Source organism: Halomonas sp. DP5N14-9 (assembly GCF_019802175.1).
Taxonomy (GTDB): domain Bacteria; phylum Pseudomonadota; class Gammaproteobacteria; order Pseudomonadales; family Halomonadaceae; genus Halomonas; species Halomonas litopenaei.
In genome coordinates this window covers 309,547-334,913 of the sequence record NZ_JAHVHR010000001.1, presented here as the reverse complement: position 1 = coordinate 334,913, position 25,367 = coordinate 309,547, and the positions used below count along the sequence as shown (strand labels likewise).

The window sequence follows — 25,367 nt, the reverse complement described above, 5'->3', positions numbered from 1 at the left end:
GAACAGCGTCGGATCAAGGCTCCCGTCGATCCTTAAGCGTAGATTAAGGTTTTGCGCCCCATACTGCCTGAGAGACAGTTGGGTAGATCGACGGAGAAGACGCCATGCGGGCACTACTGGTGGAGGATGACCCTCTGTTGGGGGACGGTATCAAGGTCGCACTTGAACGAGAGGGCTATGCAGTCGACTGGTTCACCTGCGGCAAGCCGGCTCTCGAGGCTCTGGCCCTGGAGGCGTTCTCGGTGGTGATCCTCGACCTTGGCCTGCCCGACTGCGATGGACTGGAAATCCTGAGACGCCTGCGCCAGCAAACTGCCCTGCCGGTCCTGATCCTCACCGCCCGTGACGCCGTGGAAGAACGTATCCAGGGCTTGGACGCCGGGGCAGACGACGATGTACTGAAGCCCTTCGACCTCCAGGAACTGCTGGCGCGCCTGCGCGTGGTGATTCGACGAGCGGCCGGTCGCGCCAGTTCCACCATCGACGTCGGCACGCTGTGCATCGATGAGGCTCGCCATTGTGTCGACTGGAAGGGACGCGGTATCGCCCTGAGTCGTCGCGAGTTCGCCCTGCTGATCGAGCTCGCCCGTCATCCCGGCCAGGTACTGTCGCGTCCCCGCCTGGAGAGCCTGCTTTACGGCTGGGGCGAAGAACTCGAGTCCAATGCGCTGGAAGTTCACGTTCATCATCTTCGCAAGAAGCTGCACAAGGAGATGATCACCACGGTGCGTGGCATCGGCTATCGCCTCAATACCGACTTCCTGGCCATCACCCCGTGATGTCGATCCATCGCTATCTTTTCCGCACCCTGGCTCTATCCCTGGCCATGGTGGCGCTATTGTCGGTGGTGGCCGCCTGGCTGATCTCGCAAAACGAGCTGGAGGAGATCCTCGATGCCCAGCTCGCCTTCACCGGCAGGGGGCTGATGAGCATGCTCCCCGAGGCACCCGAGACAGACGACTATCAACGTCTGGCCCGATGGATGGACCAGCGCAAGGCCAGCGCCCACCTGTACACCGACAGCGGCACGTCCGATGACCTGCCGGTGGCACCCGGCCAGACCTATCACCACGAAGAGCGCAAGATGGGCTTCGGACTGTGGACCGAGACCGGCCAGCCGGTGGTGATTGGCCCTGGATGGCAAGGCGTCGATCGCCAGCCCCAGATGCCGCCACCTGGTGAGCAGGGTTTCGAGTGGCGATCGCTGGGAGAGTCTCGCTGGCGAGTCTTTGCCCTGCATGCCCCGGGTCGTGGTCTGTGGCTACAGATCGGTATCGAGCGGGACTTCTTCCTCGACATCATCGAGCGCATCGCACTCAATCACCTCTGGCCCATGCTACTGCTGATGCCGCTGTGCCTGTTGCTGGTGCTGCGCCATATCCAGCGCGGCTTGCGCCCCATCGAGCGACTATCGCAGCAGGTGGAGCATCGCGATTCCGCCGACCTCAGCCGCATAGCACTGGACGTACCGACGGAACTGGCTGGCCTCAGAGGGTCGCTCAATGACTTTATCGGGCGACTCAAGGCGACCCTGGAAAAGGAGAGACGTTTCACCGCCGATGCCGCCCACGAGCTGCGCACTCCGTTGGCAGCCCTCAAGATCCACCTGGACAACGCCCTGGCGGGTGAAGGCGACGCCCTGCCCAAGGCTCGTCAGGGCGTCGAACGACTCCAGCGCGTGGTAGAGCAGCTTCTGGTACTCGCACGGGTCGATCGCCACACCGCCGCGGCACCGGAAAGCGTAGACCTGCGCTCCCTGCTGCTGGACCTCGCGGCCGAGCTCTGGCCGCTGGCCGACGCCCGTGGCCAGCAACTCCGCCTGGAAGACGTCGACCCGACCACGGTCATGGGCAATGCCACGGAGCTCGGCATCATGATCCGCAATCTGCTGGACAACGCGCTGCGCTACACACCCGACGGTGGCACCATCGAAGCCATCCTCCAGGCAGAGCCCCAGGGTGTTCGCCTAAGCATCCTCGATAGCGGCCCCGGCATTCCCGATACGCACATGGAGCGTGTCGCCGAGCGCTTCCACCGCGCCAGCGACGCCACCATCACCGGTAGCGGTCTGGGCCTTTCCATCGTGCTTGCACTGGCTCATCAGCAAGAGGTCGAAGTCAGCCTGAACAACCGTGAGTCTGGAGGGTTGAACGCCACACTGCGCTGGCGACGCTGACATGCCACCCGGCCGTGCAGCACGCCGTCACGCATCGTCACCTCACCACCAATGGCGTGGGTATCGACGATGCCGGGCCAGATTGTTGATCAGGGTAGCGATCACCAACAGCAGCAGGCACCCCGCCGCCACCGGTACCAGCGCGTATCCCCACCCCAACGCGTGCAGCTCCGGTGAGCCAATGACCGCGATCAAGGCCGTTGCGCCGCCTGGGGGGTGCAGGGTGTGGGTCAACTGCATCACCAGAATCGAACTGGAGACCGCGACCGCGGCAGCCAGCCAGTCATCCCCCAGCCATAGCCAGCAGAGCACGCCGACCAGAGCTGACAGGACATTGCCGCCCAGAACATTACGGGGCTGCGCCAGAGGGCTGTCAGGGGTGGAATACAACAGCACAGAAGTCGCACCGAAGGAGCCGATCATCAACAGTGCCTGAGTCGATAGCCATTCGTGGCTCAACCAGCCGACGCCGGCCATGCCGACAAAGGCGCCAACCCACGACCACAAGGCATCCTTCCAGCACAGTTGCCCACGCTCAGCGTTCCCACCTTTCATCTTGCCCAGATACGTTTTCACCACCCGCCACCCCGGTTGTCCTGCCGACTCATTCAAAAGGGCCGCATACTCTTGCAAAGGTGACATCCCGAGGGAAATAGCCTTTTGGCATGCATCTATAGCAAAAGCGATAGTGTCAGGCAGCTCCCCGCCAACCTGGTCAGGCTGCGAATTGGCCTCGGGATGCTGGCGCGAGGCCTCTCCCGGACGACACCGCCGTCGAGGTTTCGCCGGTCTTGCAATGTATCCTTGTGGACGGCTTTCGCCCTGAAATTGTCGGTGGGTAGCGCCTGCGCCAAGCGACGGCTCGGCATAGGCATAGGCATCGTTGGCGCACCCCATTGCCGGTGAGGTCTGCACCGCACACGCCAGACAGCAGTAAAACAAGGTCGACGACCCGAGGCCGCACATATAGATGTTGACCAAAATCTTTGCCCGAATCGGCAACCAGGGTCGACTCGACTAAAGACAACGGCACTTTATCAGCGCTGTCTCAGCGCCTGACAACGCCTGCCTACTATGATTTTCTTCTCTGAGCCAGACGTCGGCATTTACACTTTTTTCACCGCCAGGACAACAATATAGCGCCCTGTATCACGCAAGCATTGACCGACAATTCTATACTCAAACGCGGATCCATCATGCTGGCTTGGCGACCACTCAGCCCGGCAGGAGCCTTTGCTCTACGCGCCAGGTCATGCTAATCAATGAAGAGGTTGTCTTAAGGCCTTACTACAAGGGACCCACCCCGACCCATGCCGCCCATCTTTATTACCTACCCGCAGGTCGCCCAGGCCATACAGGGAGTACACACGCCCTGGCTCGTCGTCCTGTCGTGTCTGGTGGCACTGGTATCGGTGTATTCGGCCATGGCCGTCGGCGAACGCGTTCACTCTGCGCGATGGCAACATCGACGCAGGGCCTGGTGGCTGGCCGGTGGCACCATGATGGGGCTAGGCATCTGGAGCATGCACTTCACCGGCATGCTCGCCTATCGTCTGCCCTTTCCCGCCCATCATGGTCTGTGGCTGACCCTGGCTTCTTTGCTGCCGGCGGTGGTCGCCGGCCTGATCGCCGTGGCGGCGATGGCTCGCAGGGGACTGTCCACCACGCGCAAGATCATCGCGGGATGCCTGCTGGGGCTGGGTATCGCCACCATGCACTACACCGGCATGGCAGCCATGGAGGCGCCTGCCAGCATGCGCTTCGCTCCCATTCCCTTGCTGCTGTCACTGGTGATCTCGCTGCCCTTTGGTATCGCCAGCATCTACAGCTTCCATGCGTCCAGAGATTTGCCCCGCGTGCAGGGCATTCGCCTGGGCAGCCTGCTGGCAGCGGTGTTTGCCGCCCTGGCCATCTGCAGCATGCACTATTCGGCCATGATGGCGGTGTACTTTCTGCCGGACCCAGGCTGGCAGGCGACAACACCAATGGCCCATCACGGCTCGCTACTGGCCACCGCCGTCGCCGTGCTGTCATTTCTGTTTGCGGTGGCCACCCTGGTCACGGTGCTTGTCGACAGGCGACTACAGGACAGCGCCATGCGCATGCAGGTCTCACGCCGCCAGTTGGTGGATGTCATCGAATCGATGCACGATGGCGTCGTACTGCTGGATCAGCGTGCCCGCATGATCATGTGCAACCACGCCTTCGAGACCCTGACAGGAGTGCCCCACACCGACCTCCAGGGCCACTCGATGCTCAAGCTCAACACCCTGCTGCGGCTCGATCAGCATCGCAGCCAGGTACTGCGCTCGCTGCGAGAAAATGGCGCCTGGATCGGCGATGTCGAGGTCCGACACCGCCAAGGTCGCCGCTTCCCTGCGCGCCTGAGCATCAATCGTGTACGCGCCGATGAAGACGGTAGCGGGCATTTTGTCGCCACCCTCAGCGATACCTCCGCCCACCATGACGCCCAGCAGCATATCCGTTACCAGGCCTATCACGACGGTCTGACCACCTTGCCCAATCGCAGCTCGCTGCAGGAGCGCATCCACGCCCTGCAACTGGCCAGCGACATCAGTGGCCGGCACATCATGTTGCTGCTGGTGGATATCGACAACTTCAAGGGCATCAATGATGCCCTCGGTCAGGCCACCGGAGATCGCCTGCTCAAGGCGCTGGCGGCCCGTCTCAGGCCCTGGGCCAGGCAAGCCAACGATCTGGCGCGGCTGAGCAGCAATGAATTTGCGCTGCTCTACGACGGTCTCTCGGTCTCCCCTGAGAATGCCATGGGGCAGGCCAGGGAAAAGGCACGCAGCGTACTGGAATCCTTGAACGGCGACTATTCGCTGGCCGGCGAGCGCCACAGCTGCCGCGTCAGCGGCGGCTACCTGTTGTTTCGTGGCGGTGACCTCGGCGTCAGCGAACTGCTCAAGCGCGCTGGCCTGGCCCTGCTCGAGAGCAAGAGCGAGGCCGCCCAGCGTCCTTGCGCCTTTGAAGCCAGCATGGTCGAGCGCCTGAATGCTCGACTCAGGCTCGAGCGACAGCTCAAGGACGCGGTCGTCGGCGAGCAATTGCGCCAGTACCTGCAGCCTCAGGTCGATCACCAGGGCACGATTACCGGCGCAGAGGTACTGCTGCGCTGGGAGCATCCGGAGCTGGGGCTGGTCTCGCCGAGTGCCTTCATCAGCCTGGCCGAGGACACCGGCCAGATCATCGAACTGGGCAACTGGGTGCTGCGCAAGACCTGTGAGCTGCTGGCCGACTGGCAACACGACCCCCACAGAAGCGCCTGGACCCTGTCGGTCAACGTCAGCGCCCGGGAATTCCAGCGCGCCGACTTCGTCACCGGCGTGGAGAGGGCCCTGACGGATACCGGGGCGCCTGCAAGCCAGCTGACCCTGGAGCTCACCGAGTCCTTGATGCTGGGTGAGGCCTATCCGGTCATCGATACCCTGACCCACCTGCGCACCCTCGGGGTGCGCTTCGCCATCGATGACTTCGGTACCGGCTATTCCTCTCTGGCCTACCTCAAGCGCCTCCCGCTGGACAGCCTGAAGATCGATGTGGCCTTCGTCCGCGATCTGACCGATGACCCCACTGCGGCTCCCATCGCCCAGACCATCATCGCCCTCGCCCAGACCCTGCAACTCGGTGTCATCGCCGAGGGTGTCGAAACCGTGGAGCAGCAAAAGCGGCTGCTGGAGCTGGGCTGTCGTTCATTCCAGGGTTATCTGTACTCGAAGCCCCTTCCCCTCCATCAATTCCTGGCCCTGTCGTCGCGCCGCCGACTGCCGGTAGGTGGATCGGCGATGCCACTGCTTCAGGGCTGACGATTTCTCTGACATGGGCATATGCGAGAAGGTCTCGACTCGGGTACGCCTCTTCCCGCGGAACACCTCTACGTGAGGTATCACCTTTGCTGAACTTGCATTACCGCCACCAATTGGCAAGATGGACACCCTGACCCGAGGCGACTCCATCCCCCATGAACGACCCCCTCAACCACGACGAACGCGCATCGCTGATTTCCCCGGAAAGCCACGTCGAGGGGTTTCGCAAGGCACGAGACGCACGCCGCACCGAACTGATCGAAGACTACGTCGAGCTGATCTCGGATCTGATCACCGACGGCGGTGAAGCGCGCCAGACCGATATCGCCCGCCGCCTGGGCGTCGCCCAGCCCACCGTCGCCAAGATGCTAAAGCGTCTCGATGATGAGGGCCTGATCATCAAGCGCCCCTATCGCGGCATCTTCCTGACCGACAAGGGCAAGGCCCTGGCCGATGCCAGCCGCGAACGACACCAGATCGTCGAAGCCTTCCTGATCAAGCTGGGCATCAATCCCGAAACCGCGCGGGTCGACGCTGAAGGCATCGAGCACCATGTCAGCGCCGAGACCCTGGCCGCCTTCGAACGCTTTCTGAAAGGCTGACGCCATCGCCGGGGCTTATCCGGCTCCGTGCCCCGCTCTGCCAACCCTATGCCAGCCCTCTGCCAGCCCCGGGCCGCCTCCAGGCAACAGGGCCTGTCGGTGCGCTCCAACGCGCGGATAGCCTGACTCGATCACCTCGATTAGCGCTCGATGCTTGACGCGAGGGGCCTTAGGCGCCAAAACTTAGCCACGTCTATAAATGATAGCCAAATAGCACTTCGGTGCTGCTTGCGCGTCGTTCTTGCCCCGAGGAGCCCTGTTCATGCGTCGTTCAGCCCCGGCTTCGGCCCTGCTGACCCTGGCCTCGCTGGCCGCTCTGACCACCCCCCAGGTTCACGCCCAATCCGACGCCGCAAAGACACAGGCACCGCTGGATGTGGTCGTCACTGTCGGCATGCTCGGTGATCTGGTCGAGCAGGTGGGCGGCGACTGCGTCGCGGTCAACACCATGATGGGGCCGGGGATCGATCCCCACCTGTACCAGGCCAGCGCCCGTGACGTGCACGATCTCGATCAGGCCGAGCTGATCCTTTACAGCGGCTTTTCACTGGAGGGCCAGCTCGGCAAGGTGTTCGATCGATTTTCCCGGATCAAGCCCACCGCTGCGGTAAGTGAGCAGGCCGTCGGCGACGACCAACTTATCCACACCCAGGACGCCTATGGCGTCGACCCCCACCTGTGGATGGATGCAGGACTCTGGGCCCGGAACGTTCCGGTCATCGCGGAACTGCTGGGAGAGCAGCGTCCGCACTGTGCCGAGGCCATGCAGCAGCGCGCCGAGGTCTACCAGGCGTCACTGGCCGAACTCGATGACTGGATTCAGGCCAGCATCGACAGCGTCCCCGCCGAGCAGCGCATCCTGGTGACCGCCCACGACGCCTTCGGCTACTACGGACGCGCCTACGGCATCGAGGTGGCCGGCATCCAGGGGCTATCCACCGCCACCGAGACCGGCGTGGCCGATATTCGCCGCATGGCCGAGCTGGTGGTCGAGCGTGGCGTTCCCGCCATGTTCGTCGAGAGCACCATCAATCCGCGCACCGTCCAGGCGGTGATCGACGCCGCCGCCGATCAGGACCACCGGGTCGAGATCGGCGGTCAGCTCTATTCCGACGCCATGGGCGCCAAGGGCACCCTGGAGGGCACCTACATCGGCATGCTCAAGAGCAACACCGAGCATATCGTCAGCGCCCTGGGCGGTCAGCCCGCCCCCTTGCCCGAGGCCCTCGCGGCGCAGATCGCCTCCGCCAGCCAGGACGCCGACCAGTGAACACCACCACCCCGCAGCGCTTGAACGCCACCGCGAGGTCGACAGGAGCCACACCATGAGCGAGCAGCTCCACGAACCCGACCTGGCCCTCCACGTGGAGGACCTGACGGTCAGCTACCATGGCAAGCCGGTGCTGTGGGACATCGATTTCGACGTACCGCCCGGTGTCATGGCCGCCATCGTCGGCCCCAACGGCGCCGGCAAGAGCACCTTGATCAAGAGCATCCTCGGCCTGGTGCCCAGCGTCGCCGGCCACGTCACCCTGCATGGACGCCCCTACCGCCAGGCGCGGCGGCGGGTCGGCTACGTGCCCCAGCGCTCCACGGTGGACTGGGACTTTCCCACCACCGCACAGGACGTGGTCGGCATGGGCCTCTACGGCCGGCTGGGCTGGCTCAGGCGTCCCGGCCGCCGCGAGCGACACGAGGCCATGCAGGCGCTGGAGATGGTCGGCATGGACGGCTTTGCCGATCGCCAGATCAGCCAGTTGTCCGGCGGCCAGCAGCAGCGGGTGTTCCTGGCCCGGGCGCTGGTCCAGAAGGCCGACGTCTACTTCCTCGATGAGCCCATGGCAGGCGTCGACGCCACCACCGAACGCGCCATCGTCGACATCCTGCGCAGGCTGCGGGACCAGGGCAAGACGGTGATCGTGGTCCACCACGACCTGCAGACGGTGCGCAGCTACTTCGACTGGATGCTGATGCTCAACGTGCGAGTGATCGCCCAGGGGCCGGTCAACGACGTCTATACCGCCGACAACCTGCGCCGCGCCTACGGCGGCCAGATCGCCCTGCTCGACGATGTCACCGGCGCCATTCCCGCCGAGCGCGAGCTCGCCGGCCAGCGACCCGAGACGCGCCCGCAGGAAAGTCGCGAAGAGGTGCCGAGATGAGCCTGAACGCCCTGCTCGGCGACTACACCCTGCAGAACGTGGTGATGGGCGCGGCGATGCTGGGTCTGGTCAGCGGCGTGCTCGGCTGTTTCGCGGTGCTGCGCAAGCAGAGCCTGCTCGGCGATACCCTGTCCCACGCGGCGCTACCCGGTGTCTGCCTGGGCTTCATCATCGCCGGGGGCCGCGAGATGGGCAGCATCCTTGCCGGCGCGCTGTTCACAGGCTCCTTGGCGGCGCTGGTGATGCTGCTGCTGACCCGCATGAGCCGGCTCAAGACCGACGCCGCCCTTGGCATCTCGCTCAGCGTGTTCTTCGCCATAGGGGTGGTGCTGTTGACCTATATCCAGGGCACCGGCAACGCATCCCAGGGGGGGCTCGACGCCTTCCTGTTCGGCCAGGCCGCCGCCACCCTGCGCAGCGACCTGTGGATCATGGCCGGCGTCAGCGGCGTGGCGCTGGTGCTGGTCGGCGGGCTGTGGAAGGAATTCAAGCTGGTGTCCTTCGACGCCGAATTCGCTGCCACCCAGGGCCTGCCGGTCACACTGCTCGAGGCCTTGATGACGGTGATGATCGCCCTGGCCGTGGTGGTCGGCCTGCAGATGGTCGGCGTGGTGCTGATGGCTGCCATGGTCATCGCCCCGGCGGTGGCGGCGCGTCAGTGGGCCAACAAGCTGGAGACCATGGTCATGCTGTCGGCGCTGTTCGGTATCGTCGGTGGCGTCACCGGCGCCTTGATCAGTGCCCTCGGCCCGGGGCTCGCCACCGGGCCGCTGATCATCCTGAGCCTGTCCAGCGTGGTGCTGGTATCGCTGCTGTTTGCGCCTCGCCGGGGCTTTGTGTGGGAAATCCTCAAGCTTCAGCGTGATCGGCGCCAGCTACGTCACCAGCGGGTGCTCACCACCCTCTACCAGCTCGCCAGCCACCACGCCGATCGCCAGTATCGCTCCGAGAAACGCATGGTGGACGCCTACCTGGGCACCGACAGCCGGCGCGCGCTGGAGCGCTTGACCGCCCGTGGCCTGATCACCCAGCAGACGCCGCCGTCCCACGAACCCGGTGACCACAAGCGCTGGGTACTGACGCCGGAAGGCTGTCGCGAGGCCGAGCGCATTCTCGATGACCTTGGCCGGGGAGGCCGCGCATGATGGCATCGCTGTTCAACAATATTCCGCTGATGATCATGCTGGTCGGCGCCCTCGTCGGCATCGCCTCCAGCCTGGTCGGGACCTTTCTGGTACTGCGCGGCACCAGCATGCTGTCCGACGCCATCGGACATTCCATCGTCTTCGGCATCGTGGTGGTGTGGTTGCTGACCCACCAGGCCAGCGGCCCGCTGCAGATCATCGGTGCGGCGCTCACCGGCATCTTCACGGTGTTTCTTACCGAGCTGCTGGTGTCGACGCAGAAGGTCAAGAAGGACGCCGCCATCGGTCTGGTGTTCCCGGTGCTGTTTTCCCTCGGGGTCCTGCTGATCAACCTCTACGCCAGCGACGTGCACATCGATGCCCACACCGTGCTGCTCGGCGAGATCGGCTTCGTGTGGCTCGACACCCTGCCTATCGGCGGTGTCGAGGTGCCCCGGGCGCTGGTCTCCATGGGGGCCATGACGGCGCTGAACCTGGCCTTCGTGGCGGCCTTCTACAAGGAGCTGAAGCTCGCCACCTTCGACAGCGCCCTGGCCAAGGCGCTGGGCTTCGCTCCTACCGCGCTGTTCTATGTGCTGCTGCTGTTGACCAGCGGCACCGCGGTGGCCGCCTTCGACGCTGTGGGGGCGGTGCTGTTCGTGGCCTTTGTCATAGTGCCGCCCTCGGCGGCCTACCTGCTCACCGACCGGCTGTGGAAGATCTTCGTCTACGCCTCGCTGATCGCCGCCGCCTCCAGCGTCTCGGGCTACTACCTGGCGGTGGCCTGGGACGTCTCCATCGGCGGAATGATGGCGGTGATGACCGGCGTCTTCCTCGCCCTGGCCTTCCTCCTCGGCCCGCGCTACGGCGTCTTCGCTCAATGGCTCGAACGTCGCCGCCAGCGCGAGCTGAACGAGAGCCGTACCCTGATGGTGCACCTCTATCACCACGAGGACGGCCCGGAGAAGGCGGTAGAAAACGTCACCATGGCGCTGCGTGATCACCTGATGTGGGACCCCGCCCGTGCCGAGCGGGTGGTGGAGCGCTCGCGCCAGCGCCATCTGGTCGTCCAGGAGGGCGAGCGTCTGCACCTGACCCAGGCCGGACGCAACCTGGCCCGGGAGATACTCGAGCCCGGCGCCAAGGCCGAAACCGGGGCCTGAGCACCGCGCGGACCCGGATACGCCTCTGGCAGCGACATAAGCCCAGCTAGCGCAACAAAAAGGGCGGCCAATGGCCGCCCTTTTCGTGTTCCAACTACCGGTAGCAAAATCGCTTACTGGGCCTGGCGAGGGTCCGGCCAGGCCAGACCATCCTCAGATCTTGATGTCGTAGTCCACGTACTTGTGCATCAGCTCGTCGTAGGTGCCGTCTTCCTTGATCTCGGCCAGGGCCTGGTTGAACTGCTCGGCGAGCTCCTTGTCGCGGGGACGGAAGGCCACCGCCACACCATGGCCGAAGTACGACTTGGGCTCACGGATCAACTCGGAGCTGACCACCACCTCGCTGTCGGCCTCGCCCACCTGCAGATTGGCCAGCGCCAGCGGGTAGTACATGAAGGCGCTGTCCAGGCGTCCGGTCTTGACGTCCAGCGCCAGGTCCTCGGCGGTGGCGTAGCGACGAACCTCCATGATGTCGCCATAGGTGTCGGTGATGAAGCGGTCGCGGATGGTGCCGCGCTGCACGCCCACCGTCAGGCCTTCGAGGCTGTCGCGATCGTCGGGGTCGATCTGCTGGTCACGCAGGGTCACCCACACGCTGGGGTTGGAATAGTAGGGTTCGGAGAACAGCACCTGCTGTCTGCGCTCCTCGGTGATCGCCATCGATGACATGATGGCGTCGTACTTGCGCGCCATCAGCCCCGGGATGATGCCATCCCAGCTCTGCTCGACCCACTCGCACTGACGCTGGATGCGCCGGCACACCTCTTCCCCGAGTTCCACCTCGAAACCGGCAAGGGTGCCATCGGGAAGACGATACTCGAAGGGCTCGAACGGGATATCCACCCCCAGCTTGAGTGGCTCATCCGCCTGAACGGTGGTGGAAGCAAGGGCGGAAAGCCCGATCAGGGCGCCAAGCAGCAGGGGGCGGGAAAACGATCGCATCCGTGAGATTCCTTTTTTGCGTTATGGTTATTGATCTATGCCTTTTGGGCCTGATGAGTCTGCCACTCTCCGCCTGCGCCGCCAAGCCACTTGCAGGACAATGACAGACACCGCCCCACCACGACCAAGGAATTCCGATGCTCAACGGCCGTGCCCTGGCCTATCTGTGTGAAGTGCAGCGCCGTGGGTCGCTGCGTGGCGCCGCCGTCCACCTCAATGTGGACGTCTCGGCCATCAGCCGACTGATCCGCCGCCAGGAAGAAGAACTGGCGACGCCCCTGCTGACCCGCCACCCCGACGGCGTCTCGCTGACCGAAGCCGGACGCCTGCTGGTCGACCACCATCGTGCCCAGTGCGACGCCGAGAGCGCCACCCTGTCACGCCTCAACGCCCTGCAGAGCCTGAACAGCGGGGAAGTCCGTCTGGCGGTGGGCGAAGGCTTCATCGCCGATCTGATCAACGCCCCGCTGCAGACCTTCATGACCGCCCACCCGGGCATCGACATCGTGGTGGTGATGGCCGGCGTCAACGAGGCCATGGCCCTGATCCGCGATCGCGAGGTGGACCTGGCGCTGCTGTATGCCCCACCGGTGGACCCGACGCTGCATTGCCATGTCGAGCGCCGCCACCCGCTGGACCTGATCGTACCCGCCGACCACCCGCTGACGCGGCGCCAGACGCCGCTGACCCTCTACGAAATCAGCGACTGGCCGCTGGCGCTGATGGACAACCCCTTCGGCATGCGCCAGATGGTCGACCAGGTGGCCCACCAGGAACGCCTGCATCTGACCTCACGGCTGCACACCAATTCGGTGGCGGTGCTGAAGAACTTCGTGCGCTCCGGGATCGGTGTCACCTTCATGCCGGAACTGACCGTTGCCGACGATATCGAGCAGGGGCTGATCCGGGTGTTGCCGCTGGCCCATCCGGTGCTCAATGGTGCCCGCGCCCAGATCGTCAGCCGCCAGGATCGCCCGCTCTCGGTGGCCGCCGAGGCGTGCCTGTCCCATCTCAGACGAGGCATGCGCTTCTTTCAGGATGACGCCCCCCGCGTCACGGCAGCTTGCCGCTACTGAGGCGTTGCCTGAAGATCAACGCCATAGGGTTTGATTAGTCAACGCGACAACGCCTAGTCTCGATATCGACTTGCAACGATGCCGTTTTACAACAACACGACAACACCGGAGAGTCCCATGAGCCTGTTTCGTCCCCTTCCCCTGGTCGCCGCCCTGTCCACCGCCGCGGCGCTGAGCCTGTCGGCCGCTTCGGCGCTGGCCGCCACCACCGTCAACCTGAGCTACAACGGCGCCCCCGATCCGGACAAGAACGCCGTCCACGTCTTCGCCACCAACCTCAAGGAACTGGTGGAAGAAAAGACCGGCGGTGAGCTCGAGCTCAAGCTCTACCCCAACAGCATGCTGGGTGAAGAGCAGGAGCGCATGGAGCAGACCATGGCCTCGCCGAGCCTGAACATCGCCTCCTTCGCCGGCATGTCGCCCATCGTCCCCGAGGTGTTCGTCAGCGCCATCCCCTTCCTGTTCAAGGATTTCGATGACGCCCGCACCTTCTTCGACGAAGGCGCCTACTGGCAGGCGGTGAAGGACGATCTCGAGGGCCGCGCCGGGCTTGAGCTGCTGGCGGTGGTCGAGGAAGGCGGCTTCCTTGCCTTCACCAACGACAAGACACCGATCGCCGAGCCGGCCGACTTCGAGGGCCTGCGCTTCCGCGCCATGGACCCGAGTCAGGTGGCCCTGTACGAAGCCTTTGGCGCCTCCGGCACCCCGATCCCCTGGACCGAGGTCTACATGGCGCTGAAGACCGGCGTCGCCGACGGCCAGATGAACCCGCCGATGTACATCATCCTGGGCAGCCTGTACGAGGTGCAGGACTACCTGACGCTGGCCAACATCCAGTACTCCGACCAGTTCCTGGTGGGCAACGCCAGCATGATCAACGGCTGGGATGAAGAGACCCAGGCGGCCTTCCGCGAGGCGGTGGCCGAGGCCAACCAGCTGGCCCGTGAGCACAATCAGGCCAAGGTCGACGAGCGCATCGCCTACCTCGAGGAGCAGGGCATGGAGGTCATCCGTCCCAGCGCCGAGCAGCTCGAGGCCTTCCGCCAGCAGGGCCAGCCGGCCTATCTGGAGTGGCTCAAGGACCAGAACATCGAGCAGCGCTACATCGACATGGCCCTGGATGACGCTGGCGTCGAGCTCAGCAGCGAATAACCGCTAGGCCGTGCTCAGGCCCTGACGGGCCTGAGCCAGACAGCCCAAGCAAGCGCCTGGTGGCCATACCCGTCGACCAGGCGCTGCCCAGAGCGCGGCTGCCTTGAGCCCCTCTACACTGGGACTTTTAACTAAAGCCCGGTCGCTGGAAAGCCTCAATCTCCGGATAATCCTCGATTGGATGCTGCCCGAGGGCGCTCCGCCGATCTTCACCCCTGCCGTGGAAGCCTTTGCCCATGTCCTGGTCACTTGCCCACTCTCCGCCGCTGATGGCCCTGCGGCGACTATCGCTATGGGTCGCCAGCGCTCTGCTGGTGATCGACTTGCTCGCCATGCTCTACGGCGTGCTCGCGCGCTACCTGGCCGGCGGCGCGCCGATCTGGACCGATGAGCTGGCCCGCTACCTGATCATCGGCGCGGTGATGCTGGCGCTTGGCAGCGTCTGGATCGAGGGCGGCCATATGCGTGTCGCCCTGATCGAGCGGCTGATTCCGCGCCTGGCCAGCAGGCTGCTGTCCTGGTACCAGTGGCTGTTGACCCTGGTGCTGGCCATCGGCGGTGCCTGGTTCAGCTTCCAGTACGCCCAGTCGGTGGCCATCTTCCAGAGCCAGGGGCTTGGCATCAGCCGCGCGGTACCGGTGATGTCCGTGCCTATCGGCTTCGCCCTGCTGGCGCTGATGGCGCTGTGCCACGGGCCCCACCCGCTGCCCACCCTGGACACCGAGGAGCCGCACTCATGACCCTCGCCATGCTGGCGGTGTTTATCGTCCACGTGCTGCTCGGCCTGCCACTGTTCATCTCGCTGCTGGCCACCGCGGTGGTCGGTTTTGCCTTCGTCGACCTGTCGATGATCCCGCGCATGATGCCCCAGCAGTTCTTCGGCGGCATCGACGCCTTCTCGCTGATGGCCATCCCGCTGTTCATCCTCGCCGGCAACCTGATGAACGCCTCGAAACTGACCGACCGACTGATGGCCCTGGCGCGTCTGCTGGTGGGCCACCTGCGTGGCGGCATGGGCCACGTCAATGTGGTCTCCAGCGTGTTCTTCGCCGGCGTCAACGGCTCGGCGGTCGCCGACACCTCGGCGCTGGGCTCGCTGCTGGTACCGGCCATGCGCAAGGAAGGCTACTCCACCGCCTTTGCCGCCGGCCTCACCGCCGGCAGCTCGCTGATCGGGCCGATCATCCCGCCCAGCATCTTCATGATTCTGTACGCCTCGCTGACCAATACCTCGGTGGGTGACCTGTTTCTGGCAGGCGTCATCCCCGGGCTGCTGCTGGGCGCCGCCTTCATGGGCATGAACGCCGTCTACGCCAGGCGCAAGGGCCTGCCCAGGGGCGACGGTTGGCCCGGGGCACGCCAGCTGGGCATCGCCGCCCTGGGGGCGCTGCCCGCGCTGATGGCGCCCTTCCTGATCGTCGCCGGCATCGTCATGGGCCTGGTCACGCCGACCGAGTCGGGCGCGCTGACCGTCGCCTATGTGGCGCTCTACGGCGTGCTTGCCGGCAACCTGAGCCTGGCCGGGCTATGGCGGGCCTGCGTGGACACCACCCGCCTGACAGCGGCGATCTTCGTGATCATGGCCGCTTCCAGCACGGTGAGCTGGCTGTTGTCCTACGCCCAGGTGCCGAATCAGTTCGTCGAACTGCTGACCCCCTACGTCGACAACCCGGTAGTCATCCTGTTGCTGCTGAGCCTGATCACCTTCATCACCGGGATGTTCATGGAGGAGGTCTCGGCACTGATGCTGCTGACGCCGATCTTTGCCCCGGTGGCGATGATGGCGGGTATCGATCCGGTCCATCTCGGCATCATCATCACCCTCAATATCACCATCGCGCTGATCACGCCGCCCATGGGTGCCTGCGTCTTTGTCGCCGCCGCCGTCAGCCGGCTCGAGATCACCGCGCTGTTTCGCACCATCTGGCCCTTCGTGGTCATCGCCCTGCTGGTCCTGGTGGCACTGATCCTGGTGCCGTCACTGACCCTGTGGCTCCCGACCACCCTGGGATGAGGCAACCATGACCCAAGATCGCTCTTCTCGTGATGCCTGCCGCGATCCGCGCCACACACCGATCCCCCTCGCGTCGGAGCCAGCCTGGTCGCAGCTACGCCAGATTGCCATCCAGGGGCTCGACGAGCCGCTGGTGCCGATGAGCCTGGCACCGGTGCCGGTGAAGGTATTTCCGGCCTACGCCCGCCTCGGCATTCCCGGGGCGATCAACGAGTGCTACGTGCGCGAAGGCGTCTACCGCCGGGTGCTCGCCGCGGCCCGCTCGCTGCCCCAGGGCGTCGGTTTGATCGTGCTCGACGGCTGGCGTCCCTGGCGGGTCCAGCAGTACCTGTTCGAGACCTTGATGGAGGCGATTCGCGGCAATCACCCCGATATCGCCGAAGATGAACTGCTCGAGCGCACCCGGGAGTTCGTCGCAGAGCCGAGCACCAGCCCGACCGGCCCCAGTCCGCACTTGAGCGGTGGCGCGGTCGACGTGACCTTGTGCGATGAAGACGGCCTGCCGCTGCCCATGGGTACGCTGTTCGACGAGGCGATACCGGCCTCCCACACGGCCTTCTACGAAGCCAAGGAGGCCCCCAGCGCGACCGAACGTGAGGTCCGCGACAATCGTCGCCTGCTCTACCACACCATGGCCGCCCAGGGCTTCACCAACCTGCCCAGCGAATGGTGGCACTTCGACTTCGGCGACCAGCTATGGGCGCACTACGGCGGCCACCCCAAGGCGCTGTACGGCCCGGCGGAACTCGACACCATCGAGAATCGCTGGCGGCGCCAGCTTTAGGGAAATGACTCAGCGCAGCGCCACGGCCTCAAGTGGGCCAGCGAACCACTGCTGGCGCAGGCCGCGCTGCTGATCGAGGATCAGCGCGAGGTAGTCGCGCAGGGGATGCGCAGCGGCCAGGCGCTCGCGATGGTGCCTGAGCGCCGCCTGGTGTGGCATCTGCTCGGCGGGCTGGTGCAACCCGCTGGCCTTGTCGGCAAGGGTCGCGAGCGACGGCAGCAGCAGGTGGCTGGCGCCGCTCGCCAGGGCGATGGCGATACCGGCGGCGTCGAAGTCCCCGAGATACAGATGCGGACGCTGGTCGTGGAAACACTCGCCCCAGGCCGCCGCCATGGCATCAACCCCCTGGCGGTAGAGAGTGTCGCCGCGATAGACCACCAGTGGGGTGACGACCTCGCCCAGCTCACCTTGGGCGCCATCCAGCTCATAGAAGCTGTCCAGGTTTTCGACTTGCACCAGGGCGTCGAAGGCGTCCAGGCTGAGGTCGCGCCAGTCCAGGTCGCGAATCTCTCGCGGGGTGGTGGCAAGCCAGGCCGGCGTTGCCGAGGCCGGGGCGCTGACCAGCACCCTGGCCTGGCGGGGTGCTGCGCGATTGGCCTTGTCCTCGTCCAAGCCGTGCACGGCCTGCTCTCGGGTGGAGCGCCCACGGGTGGTGGCGTCGATGGGCCGGTGGCCCAGCTCCTGAAGCGTGGTGTCGATGGCTTCAAGCAGGCGCCGGTCAAAGCGCAGCGTAGCCCCCCGGCGATAGTCATCGAGTCTGATGTCCTGCGCGTCGCAGAACGCCTCGATCGCAACGATCGCCTTCAGCGAGCGCTTGCGCTCCACCGTCCGGGCAGTTTTTAGCTCCCGGGCGATACGCGAAAGCACCGCGTAGTCGGTCGGCTTCAATACCCCTTCCGCCACGCCTAGACCACCAGCGCCAGGCTGACGTCGTGGATCAACTGGACGTCGTTGAAGGGCCCGGCCGGGCTCTCGTCGGGGATCAGCCGAAAGGCGCGCTGCTCCTCACGGGGCAGGCCCTGGTACTCGGCGATGACCTGAAACAGCCAGATCTCCGGGTCCCACTCGAGCTCGCTCTCGCTCAGGTACGCCAGGGCGCTGGTGCCCGACGAGGCGCCAGCGGCGGGCGCCTGCTGGTCGACCACGTCCAGGTAGAAGCGCTCGACGTCCTGCTTGAGCGCCTGCTGGCGGGCCTCCACCATGCTCTGCGCCTCGACCATGGCAGGGCCTGCCACCTCGGCCTGTTCCGGCCGGTGGACCGCCACCGGCAACTGGTGCAGCAGCCCCGTGAGCACCTCGGCGTCGCGATGGTGATCCAGCGCCGGGGCGGCGGCGGCGTGCAGCGGGCTTGCGTGGTTGAACAGCTCCGGCACCTCGCTGCGCCGGGTGTAGTTGCCCGGCACAAAGCCCGGATGCTCACGCAGGAAGGCGGCCATGCCGGCCACCAGCCGGCTCTGCTTCTGCTGCTGGCGAAAGCGCGCCATCAGCTCGATCAGTCTTCCCTGGACCTCGCGCAGGTTGGTGTAGTGCTGGCTCAACTGCTGCTGCAGCTGGCTGATCAGCAGCTTGCGCAGGGCGCCGTCGCTGCCGACCAGATCGATCAGCTCGTCGAAGTCGATCAGCGCCATGCCGTCGAGCAGGCGCACGATCTGCTTCTGGGCGCGGTCGTTCTCGCGGATCTTATCGTTGAGTCGGCTGACGAAGCCGAAGTCACTGTTGAGCCGCTGCCACAGGCTGTCGATGGCGTCGGCGAAGCGGCCGTTGAGGTCGTCCACCTCCTGGCGCAGACGCAGCATCAGCGGCCCCTGCTGCCAGTGCTCGCCCAGGCTGACCGCCTCGCGGTAGCTCTGCACCAGGTTGCGAATCTGCTCCAGGGTCTCGCCGACGTCGGCGTTGACGTGGCGGCGGGTCTCGTCGGCCAGCATCTCGGCGATCAGCTCGCGCACCTTGGGGGTCAGCTTGACCGCGCCGTGCTCGTCGGGCCGCCACAGAATCCGCGCCGCCAACAGCTTGCGCAGGGCGCCTTCGGTGAGGGTCTCCAGCGGCACCTCGTCGCGGGTATAGCCCTGCATCAGCACGTCGGCGTAGCGCCCCAGCAGCGACAACCGCTCGGTGCCGGTGGCGACCAGCCGGCTCTCGAGCGAGTGTTCCTCGCTCATAGCAGCGTCTCCTGGCGGGCCGGTGCCTCGTCATCCACCGGCAGGTTCTCTTCGTCGCGGATAAAGCGCACCAGCTCCACCAGATAGTCGATCTTGGCGGTCACCAGAAAGACCTGGCGGTCGGCGTGGGGCTGCAGCAGGTAGCCGTGCTCCTTCAGACGCTTGAACACCTGCTTCATCTGGGCGTCGAGCTGCTCGCTCTGGGAGCCGAAGAAGGGATCGGTGGCCAGCCGCTCCAGGCGCTCGCGCAGGCTCTGGTTGTCCTCGCACTTGGCGCTGAACTCGGCGGGCTTGAGCACATCGCCAGGGGCCGCCAGGGAGTCCTGGCCCAGCGCCTCCTGCACCAGCTGCAGCCATTCGAGCAGCGGCAGCAGGCTGTTGACGGTCTCGCCGAGCTGGCGCGACAGCTGCTCACGGGCGTCTTCGTTGAGCTGACGCCAGGCCAGAAAGTGGACGCTGCGATCCTCGTTGGTGGCCAGGCGGCGGTTGAGCGGGCGCAGGTAGATGTCGATCTGCTCGCGCACCTCCTCGTCCTGGAGCTTGCGAAAGGCGCTCTCGTCGCTGACGGCGCAGATGAACTCGCCGGCCAGCAGCCGTTCGAGCAGGGGACCATGTTCGATCATTGGGTGACCTCCTCGGCACTGCGCTGCTTGAGACGCTGAGCCAGCTTGCTCAGGCGGGGTTCGATGCGCTTGAGCCGGCGCCGGCCCGGCTGGGCGGCGTCACGGTCGATCAGGTAGCGGTTGTGGAACAGCAGCAGCACGTCGGACTCCGGGTTGGGGAAGGCGCCGACGATGTGGATATGGTTGCTGTCGCAGGCCTCGAACAGCTTCTCGACGTTGTGATAGGCCAGGGTGCCGATCTCGTCGATGGGCCAGTGCACGCTGATCTCGGCCTGACCGCGCAGCAGTCGGGTAAAGGCCAGCAGGAACTTGCACAGGATCAGGTAGGCCATGCCGTGGCTCGAGGATTCGAGCAGCTGGCGATCGTTCTTGATCACCAGGTCAGTGCCGCCCTCGTTGAGGTGCAATTCCAGGCGCAGCAGGCTCTCGAAGCTGTACTGCTGGTCGCTGCGCAACAGGTCGACCACGTCGGCCAGGGCGTTGAGGTAGTCGTCCCCCGGCAGTCCGCCGGTCTCCTGCCAGTCGCGATAGTCCTGGGCGAAGCGCTTGAGCGGCTCCCAGAAGCCCAGCTCGTCGATGGTCGACTGAATGCGCACTTCGGCCTTGGTGATGCCCTCCAGGCGCAGGTCGTCGGCGACCTCTTCGGACAGCCGCCGACTCTGGGCACTGATGCGCCGATTCAGGTCACGAAAGACGGTAAAGAACTTGTCCAGATCGGCGCCGAGATTGCGCCCCTGCTGGACCAGCTGCTGCTGCTGGTCCTCGAGCAGCTTGAGCATTCCGCGCAGCAGCGGCAGCAGCCGGCGCGGGCTGGGCTCGGCGCCGTCGGCGGCGTCATCCTCGCGCAGCTTGGCGCGCTCGGCGCTCATGGTATCGACAAAGCCGGTGCTGGCGCCCTTGATCAGCTCGCTTTCGACCTGCTCGCAGCCCTTGCGCAGGGCGTCCATCTCACGAGCACGCTCCGACAGCGCCTGGCGGGTGCGCTCGATGCGCTCGTGGACGTCGCCGGGGGCATCGTGCCGGGGCGCCGGAGAGGGGTCCAGCGGCAGTTGCTCGACCTGCACCAGCAGTGGCTTCAAGGCATCGATCACCTCGGCCTCGGCGCTGCGTTGGGCCTTCAGTTCGCCCAGCGCCTGCTGGTGGGCGGCGCGGTCGGACTGGAATTCGGCCTTGCGCTGCTCGCGTTCGCGCTCGGCACCCTCCTTGTCGCGTACCAGCCGGGTTTCCTTGTCGACCAGCTCGGGCTTGCGCTGGCCCCAGTCCAGGCGCATGAAGCGGCGATAGTCTTCCAGCTGCTCCTGGCGCGAAGCGGTCAGCCGGATACGCTCGTCCAACGAGGCCAGTCGCGCCTTGGTGTCCTTCAGCGAGGCCAGGTCCACGCCCTGCTCCTGCAGTTCACGGTCGAAGGCCGCCTCTAGCTCCTGGCGCTGGCGCTGATGCTCGCTCTTCTGGTCGCTCTGGTACTGCTTCAACTGGCGGATCTGGTCATCAACGCCGTCAAGGCGGCTCTGGCCGTCGGCCTTCACCTCCAGCATCTGCGCCTGGTGGGTCTTGGCCAGGGTATCCAGGGCGGCGCGCTTCTCCTCCTTCAGCCCATCGTGGCTGGCGCGCTGGGCGGCCAGCGCCTCCTCCAGGCCCTGACGCCGCGCTTTCTGCTGGCGGGCGTGACGCTCCTGCAGCTGGCTGCGCGCGTCGCGGGCGTAGTCGACCTCGGACTCGGCGCGCTTTAGCTCCATGCGCGCACGGCGCACCGCTTCCTCGGCGGATTGCACCCGCTCGTTGGCCGCCTTCATCTGGCGCTCGGCCGCCTGAACCGCGCTCTCGGCACGCACCTGGGCGGCCTCGGCCTGCTCGATGGCGGCCAGCAGGCTGGCCTCCTCCTGGGCGTACTCGGGCACCTCGACCGCGGCCAGATCCAGGCCCACCCCGAACAGCTCATCGTGGTCCTGCTCGCCGACACGGGGCGACAGGTCGCGGCGCTCCAGCAGCTCCGGCGCGATCACCTTGCCCAGACGCTGCTCCCAGCCGGGACGATGGAAGCGCAGGAAGTGGCGCAGGGTGCCCTGGGCCGGGTCACGCTGCTGGTGCAGGCCATAGGTGTGAGCTTCGGCCCTGGCAAGCTGATGGCGGGCCTCGTCGAGTTCCTTTTCGGCCTGATCACGGGCGCGCTTGAGGGTATCGAGCTCCTCGCGCAGCGCCCCCAGTGTCTCGCTCGCCGCCTCGCGGTCGGTCTGGGCCTGGTCGAGGCGAGCCTGGGCCAGCTCCGCCTCCTGGATTTCCTCGGCGCTGGCAGCGCTGGCGGCCAACTGGGCCTTGAGCTCGGCCAGCCGCTCGACGCCGCTTTCCAGGCGCTCACGGTAGCTCTCGTCGAGCTCCTGGCGCTGCTGCTGGTAGCGCTGTTCGAGCTCGCTTTCCTGACGCCACTGCTGGTCACGCAGCTCTTCGCGGGTCTCGCCCAGCTCGTCGATGCGCGCCTGGGTCTCCTCGGTCTGGCGGGCCAGCTCATCGCCCAGCTCACGCAGGCGTCCTTCAAGGCGTGACTGGCTTTCCTGGAAGGCGTTCTGCATCACCGCCAGGTGCTCGCGCAGCTGCTGGCTCTGGTCGCGCCACTGGGGCAGCGCCTGGACGTCACGCTCCAGCGCCGGCATGTCGGCCTCTTCGTAGGCCTCGAAGGTCGCCTGCAGGTCAGAAAGCTCGCGCTGGGTCTGCTCCAGATCGCTGGTCATCTCGCTCAAGCGGTCGTTGAGGGCATCGCGGGCTTGCTCGTAGGCGGCTTCACGCTCCTGGAACTCACGCTGGCGGTTGCCGATCTCGGCCTCGGCGTCGGCCAGGGTGCGCTCGGCGCGGTGACGGTCGGCCTCGAGCTGGGGCTTCAACTGCCACAGGGTCGTCTCGCGCTCGGCGATCTCCTGATCGAGCTCATCGAGCTTGCCAAGCGATCGCTCCAGCGGTTCCAGTCGCTTGGACTGGCGCATCTGGGCGATCCACTCCCGCGCCTTTGTATTGCGGATGCGGGTCACCGGCAGTTCGACGCCGTCCTCCTCGAAGATCGCCGCCAGCATGGTCTTGAGGGTATCCATCTTGCCCTCCTTGGCGTGCACCGCGCTGATCAGCTTCTCCATGTGGCGGATGCGATGCTCCGGCTTGACCAGGCTGAACTGGGCGGCCATCTGGCGAAGACGCAGGCTTTCCTTGCGGTTACCCTGCTGGTGGGTGAAGTCGTTCTGGATCACCGAACGAAACTCCGAGGTAGCGCCCAGCTTGGACGACACCGCAATACCTTCGTGGCGCAGCAGGCTGGCCCAGTCCTTGTAGCTTAATGCCGCCACCCCGGCCTCGTTTTCCACCAGATAGTGCTCGGGCTGGTAGGGCGCGCCGACGAAGCGGTACTCGACGCCGCCGTCGCTCTTGCGGGTCAGCACCGCCTGGCAGACGTTGCCCGCCTCGCGGCGGTACTCATAGATCAGGTAGCTGTTGCTGTTGGGCAGATAGAAGGCGTCGAACTTCTTGCGGGTCTTGGGCACCACCTTGTTGGGCAGCTCACCGTAGAACACCGGGACCAGCCGCTGCAGCGTGGTCTTGCCCGAGGCGTTGGTGCCGCAGATGTTGGTATGGCCGTCGACGTCCAGCTCGACCACCCCCTCGAGGTGGCCGTGGATCATCACGATGCGCAACAGGTGAGCCATTGGGATTCCTTGGTCGCTTGCCCGGTAGGAGGGCTATTCTGCCAGAGACGAAGCGCCCTGACAGTGCGACCAGAGTTGCCCGACAGCAAGCTTTCGCCTACAAGGTTCCTGCGACAGGGATAGCCCGACACGCCCCCGTCACCCCGAACGACTCCTTGCTCCGCATCCATCCATCGCTATCCACGCACCACACCACAGGGAAAGACCGCCATGCACTTCGCCACCCTCGGCCCCGAGGACAGCAACCACGCCCTGGTGCTCGCCCGCTATCTCGACGATCGCAGGCTCAAGGAGCCTGACCTCACCGACATCGAGCCCCGGATCAGCCTGGTGGATGACTTCATCGGCGCCTTCGAGGAACTGGTCGCCGGAGGCTACGACTATGTACTGCAGGTCAGTGCCCACCCCAGCCACGCCGACTGCGTCGGGCGCTTTATGCATCGCGCCTTTCCGGTGGACGCCTTTATCGCCCCCAGCCGCCCGCTGGCGCTGGTAGCCCGCGCTGACGTGGCCCAGCCGAAAAGCGTGCTGCGACAGCCCGCCACCCGCCACTACACCGACCTTTCGGCCTTCGCGGAACACGACGCCCCCACCATCGTCGCCGCCCTCGAGCAACTGCTGGACGGCCAGGCCGACGCCGCCATCGTCGCCGAGGACGCCATCGAGCGTCATCCCGACCGGTTGCGGGTGATCCAGCCCCTGGGCCCCGCCCTGGATACCTGGATCCTTTACGCCAATCGGCCCCTGTTCCCGAATAGAGAACAGGGGCCGATGCTGGGCGCCAACGACGCCATGGCAGAGCACTTCAGGGAGACAGCTCATCCCGTTTCAAGAAAGAAATGAGCCGACGCGGCAGGACAATGCCATCTACGACTAGTGATAAAGGAACGCACGATAGACGCTCGATGGATCACACCTAGCGATACCCGCCGATGACGTCGACTGCCATGCGCGAAAACTCCTTTACAGCGCTCAGTCGGGTGCCCTTGCGAAACGCCAGCACAAGCTGCGAATAGATGTCCAAATCGTCCAACTCATAGGCTACGAGGTCTTGTTCACCCTTAGCCATAATCCCCGGCATGATGGCATAGCCCATACCCGCCGCCACCAGACTGCGTATCGTGATGTCGTCGTGGCACTCCTGGATCGTATTCGGGACGATACCGGCCTGCTGAAAGCAGTTGTCGACCCTGTCGTAGCTGCCCGGCGTCGAGTCGCGACTGAAGCGGATGAATGGTGCAGCAGCAAAATCGCTCAACGAGACCGGCACCACCTCATTGAGCGAACGTTGCCGCCTGGCAATGACAGCCATTCGATAGCTGGCCAATGGTGTGTACACGAGCCCACTCTCCTCCTCCTTTTCGGTAAAGAGAATGCCGGCATCGAGACTCCCCTCACGGATGGCCTTGGTCTGCGGGCCCGATAGCATGGTTTCCAGCAATAGTCTGACAGCGGTATTACGCCTCCGGAACTCACTAATCAAGGTAGAGATGCCGGGGATGCAGGAATGGATAGTGGTAATACCGATCGACAGGTTATCGCTGTAGCCGTCGGAGATGGCCTGCGTCCTCTTGGCCACGCCATCCAGCTCGGCAAGCAGACGCCTGCTGTGGTCGTGAAGATAGCGTCCGGCCTTGGTCAGAGATACGCCCTTGCGGTCACGCTCGAACAACCTCGCCCCGATTGTTTCCTCCAGCAACCTAATCTGGCGTGTCAGCGCCGGCTGCGCGATGGGAATGCGCCTCGAGGCCGCTGTGATGGAGCCCGCCTCTACTACGGCAAGGAAGTACCTCAGTTTCTTGATATCCATTGGCGCCTCACGTTGCGAGCAATGAGCATATCAAAAAAGCATGACTGCATCGTAAAGAAGTATT

At 65.2% G+C, this 25,367-nt stretch carries 21 protein-coding genes; 14 read left to right on the top strand and 7 right to left on the bottom strand.

The window, feature by feature from the left end; translation table 11 throughout:
- Positions 1-104 precede the first annotated feature (104 nt).
- Together KUW00_RS01575 and KUW00_RS01570 are read left to right on the top strand one after the other, a co-directional pair.
- On the top strand, positions 105-779 hold the full coding sequence (locus KUW00_RS01575) for a response regulator transcription factor (RefSeq protein ID WP_222568084.1): 675 nt from the start codon (positions 105-107) through the stop codon (positions 777-779).
- Positions 779-2,176 (top strand): ATP-binding protein, encoded by a 1,398-nt coding sequence (locus tag KUW00_RS01570; RefSeq protein ID WP_261391939.1) that lies wholly within the window; start codon positions 779-781, stop codon positions 2,174-2,176. Before KUW00_RS01575 ends, KUW00_RS01570 begins: the two co-directional genes overlap by 1 nt.
- 42 nt (positions 2,177-2,218) lie before the next feature.
- Here the strand turns inward: KUW00_RS01570 and KUW00_RS01565 are convergent, their stop codons facing one another.
- On the bottom strand, positions 2,219-2,683 hold the full coding sequence (locus tag KUW00_RS01565; RefSeq protein WP_308812437.1) for an HPP family protein: 465 nt from the start codon (positions 2,681-2,683) through the stop codon (positions 2,219-2,221).
- An 803-nt stretch (positions 2,684-3,486) separates the two neighbouring features.
- Here KUW00_RS01565 and KUW00_RS01560 point away from each other — a divergent pair.
- From KUW00_RS01560 to KUW00_RS01535, 6 genes are all read left to right on the top strand, one after another.
- On the top strand, positions 3,487-6,006 hold the full coding sequence (locus tag KUW00_RS01560) for an EAL domain-containing protein (RefSeq protein ID WP_213227378.1): 2,520 nt from the start codon (positions 3,487-3,489) through the stop codon (positions 6,004-6,006).
- A 155-nt stretch (positions 6,007-6,161) separates the two neighbouring features.
- A complete protein-coding gene (gene mntR, locus KUW00_RS01555) occupies positions 6,162-6,608 on the top strand; it encodes a manganese-binding transcriptional regulator MntR (protein WP_108131827.1) in 447 nt (148 codons plus the stop codon).
- A gap of 262 nt (positions 6,609-6,870) precedes the next feature.
- Positions 6,871-7,878 carry a metal ABC transporter solute-binding protein, Zn/Mn family gene (locus KUW00_RS01550; protein WP_222568082.1) on the top strand — a complete coding sequence of 336 codons (1,008 nt, stop codon included), beginning with the start codon at positions 6,871-6,873 and terminating at the stop codon, positions 7,876-7,878.
- A 55-nt stretch (positions 7,879-7,933) separates the two neighbouring features.
- Positions 7,934-8,770: a metal ABC transporter ATP-binding protein gene (locus KUW00_RS01545; RefSeq protein ID WP_222568081.1), complete on the top strand. Its 837-nt coding sequence runs from the start codon at positions 7,934-7,936 to the stop codon at positions 8,768-8,770.
- Positions 8,767-9,915 (top strand): metal ABC transporter permease, encoded by a 1,149-nt coding sequence (locus KUW00_RS01540; protein WP_222568080.1) that lies wholly within the window; start codon positions 8,767-8,769, stop codon positions 9,913-9,915. Before KUW00_RS01545 ends, KUW00_RS01540 begins: the two co-directional genes overlap by 4 nt.
- Complete coding sequence (locus KUW00_RS01535) at positions 9,912-11,057, top strand: metal ABC transporter permease (protein ID WP_213227384.1); 1,146 nt, start codon at positions 9,912-9,914, stop codon at positions 11,055-11,057. The genes KUW00_RS01540 and KUW00_RS01535 overlap by 4 nt, the downstream gene beginning before the upstream one ends.
- A gap of 153 nt (positions 11,058-11,210) precedes the next feature.
- Here the strand turns inward: KUW00_RS01535 and KUW00_RS01530 are convergent, their stop codons facing one another.
- On the bottom strand, positions 11,211-11,999 hold the full coding sequence (locus KUW00_RS01530; RefSeq protein WP_222568079.1) for a transporter substrate-binding domain-containing protein: 789 nt from the start codon (positions 11,997-11,999) through the stop codon (positions 11,211-11,213).
- Positions 12,000-12,136: 137 nt separating this feature from the next.
- On the opposite strand from KUW00_RS01530, the gene KUW00_RS01525 reads away from it, so the two are divergent.
- The 5 genes from KUW00_RS01525 (at position 12,137) to KUW00_RS01505 (ending at position 17,025) form a co-directional block, all read left to right on the top strand.
- A complete protein-coding gene (locus KUW00_RS01525) occupies positions 12,137-13,075 on the top strand; it encodes a LysR family transcriptional regulator (RefSeq protein ID WP_222568078.1) in 939 nt (312 codons plus the stop codon).
- 117 nt (positions 13,076-13,192) lie between these two features.
- Positions 13,193-14,227 carry a TRAP transporter substrate-binding protein DctP gene (gene dctP / locus KUW00_RS01520; protein ID WP_222568077.1) on the top strand — a complete coding sequence of 345 codons (1,035 nt, stop codon included), beginning with the start codon at positions 13,193-13,195 and terminating at the stop codon, positions 14,225-14,227.
- A 236-nt stretch (positions 14,228-14,463) separates the two neighbouring features.
- On the top strand, positions 14,464-14,967 hold the full coding sequence (locus KUW00_RS01515; RefSeq protein WP_045993166.1) for a TRAP transporter small permease: 504 nt from the start codon (positions 14,464-14,466) through the stop codon (positions 14,965-14,967).
- Positions 14,964-16,241, top strand: coding sequence for a TRAP transporter large permease (locus tag KUW00_RS01510; RefSeq protein WP_108131832.1), 1,278 nt, complete (start codon positions 14,964-14,966; stop codon positions 16,239-16,241). Before KUW00_RS01515 ends, KUW00_RS01510 begins: the two co-directional genes overlap by 4 nt.
- 7 nt (positions 16,242-16,248) lie before the next feature.
- Positions 16,249-17,025, top strand: coding sequence for a M15 family metallopeptidase (locus KUW00_RS01505; protein ID WP_222568076.1), 777 nt, complete (start codon positions 16,249-16,251; stop codon positions 17,023-17,025).
- A gap of 9 nt (positions 17,026-17,034) precedes the next feature.
- Here the strand turns inward: KUW00_RS01505 and KUW00_RS01500 are convergent, their stop codons facing one another.
- From KUW00_RS01500 to KUW00_RS01485, 4 genes are read right to left on the bottom strand one after another with little or no spacing between them, the layout of a single operon-like run.
- Positions 17,035-17,913: a hypothetical protein gene (locus KUW00_RS01500; protein WP_222568075.1), complete on the bottom strand. Its 879-nt coding sequence runs from the start codon at positions 17,911-17,913 to the stop codon at positions 17,035-17,037.
- Positions 17,914-17,930: 17 nt separating this feature from the next.
- On the bottom strand, positions 17,931-19,184 hold the full coding sequence (locus KUW00_RS01495) for a hypothetical protein (RefSeq protein ID WP_108449527.1): 1,254 nt from the start codon (positions 19,182-19,184) through the stop codon (positions 17,931-17,933).
- Complete coding sequence (locus KUW00_RS01490; protein WP_045993163.1) at positions 19,181-19,807, bottom strand: condensin complex protein MksE; 627 nt, start codon at positions 19,805-19,807, stop codon at positions 19,181-19,183. Before KUW00_RS01490 ends, KUW00_RS01495 begins: the two co-directional genes overlap by 4 nt.
- A complete protein-coding gene (locus KUW00_RS01485; protein WP_222568074.1) occupies positions 19,804-23,493 on the bottom strand; it encodes an ATP-binding protein in 3,690 nt (1,229 codons plus the stop codon). The genes KUW00_RS01490 and KUW00_RS01485 overlap by 4 nt, the downstream gene beginning before the upstream one ends.
- Before the next feature lie 210 nt (positions 23,494-23,703).
- Here KUW00_RS01485 and KUW00_RS01480 point away from each other — a divergent pair, with 210 nt between their 5' ends.
- Positions 23,704-24,336, top strand: coding sequence for a hypothetical protein (locus tag KUW00_RS01480; protein WP_222568073.1), 633 nt, complete (start codon positions 23,704-23,706; stop codon positions 24,334-24,336).
- Between the two features lie 73 nt (positions 24,337-24,409).
- On the opposite strand, the gene KUW00_RS01475 is transcribed toward KUW00_RS01480, so the two are convergent.
- Positions 24,410-25,303 (bottom strand): LysR family transcriptional regulator, encoded by an 894-nt coding sequence (locus tag KUW00_RS01475; RefSeq protein WP_222568072.1) that lies wholly within the window; start codon positions 25,301-25,303, stop codon positions 24,410-24,412.
- Positions 25,304-25,367 lie beyond the last annotated feature (64 nt).

Coding starts and splice junctions, on each gene's coding strand:
- KUW00_RS01545 (WP_222568081.1), top strand. CDS start 7,934: ATGAGCGAGCAGCTCCACGAACCCGACCTGGCCCTCCACGTGGAGGAC.
- KUW00_RS01480 (WP_222568073.1), top strand. CDS start 23,704: ATGCACTTCGCCACCCTCGGCCCCGAGGACAGCAACCACGCCCTGGTG.
- KUW00_RS01570 (WP_261391939.1), top strand. CDS start 779: ATGTCGATCCATCGCTATCTTTTCCGCACCCTGGCTCTATCCCTGGCC.
- KUW00_RS01515 (WP_045993166.1), top strand. CDS start 14,464: ATGTCCTGGTCACTTGCCCACTCTCCGCCGCTGATGGCCCTGCGGCGA.
- mntR (WP_108131827.1), top strand. CDS start 6,162: ATGAACGACCCCCTCAACCACGACGAACGCGCATCGCTGATTTCCCCG.
- KUW00_RS01490 (WP_045993163.1), bottom strand. CDS start 19,807: ATGATCGAACATGGTCCCCTGCTCGAACGGCTGCTGGCCGGCGAGTTC.
- KUW00_RS01495 (WP_108449527.1), bottom strand. CDS start 19,184: ATGAGCGAGGAACACTCGCTCGAGAGCCGGCTGGTCGCCACCGGCACC.
- KUW00_RS01540 (WP_222568080.1), top strand. CDS start 8,767: ATGAGCCTGAACGCCCTGCTCGGCGACTACACCCTGCAGAACGTGGTG.
- KUW00_RS01550 (WP_222568082.1), top strand. CDS start 6,871: ATGCGTCGTTCAGCCCCGGCTTCGGCCCTGCTGACCCTGGCCTCGCTG.
- KUW00_RS01525 (WP_222568078.1), top strand. CDS start 12,137: ATGCTCAACGGCCGTGCCCTGGCCTATCTGTGTGAAGTGCAGCGCCGT.
- KUW00_RS01475 (WP_222568072.1), bottom strand. CDS start 25,303: ATGGATATCAAGAAACTGAGGTACTTCCTTGCCGTAGTAGAGGCGGGC.
- KUW00_RS01485 (WP_222568074.1), bottom strand. CDS start 23,493: ATGGCTCACCTGTTGCGCATCGTGATGATCCACGGCCACCTCGAGGGG.
- KUW00_RS01530 (WP_222568079.1), bottom strand. CDS start 11,999: ATGCGATCGTTTTCCCGCCCCCTGCTGCTTGGCGCCCTGATCGGGCTT.
- KUW00_RS01575 (WP_222568084.1), top strand. CDS start 105: ATGCGGGCACTACTGGTGGAGGATGACCCTCTGTTGGGGGACGGTATC.
- KUW00_RS01510 (WP_108131832.1), top strand. CDS start 14,964: ATGACCCTCGCCATGCTGGCGGTGTTTATCGTCCACGTGCTGCTCGGC.
- dctP (WP_222568077.1), top strand. CDS start 13,193: ATGAGCCTGTTTCGTCCCCTTCCCCTGGTCGCCGCCCTGTCCACCGCC.
- KUW00_RS01535 (WP_213227384.1), top strand. CDS start 9,912: ATGATGGCATCGCTGTTCAACAATATTCCGCTGATGATCATGCTGGTC.
- KUW00_RS01505 (WP_222568076.1), top strand. CDS start 16,249: ATGACCCAAGATCGCTCTTCTCGTGATGCCTGCCGCGATCCGCGCCAC.
- KUW00_RS01560 (WP_213227378.1), top strand. CDS start 3,487: ATGCCGCCCATCTTTATTACCTACCCGCAGGTCGCCCAGGCCATACAG.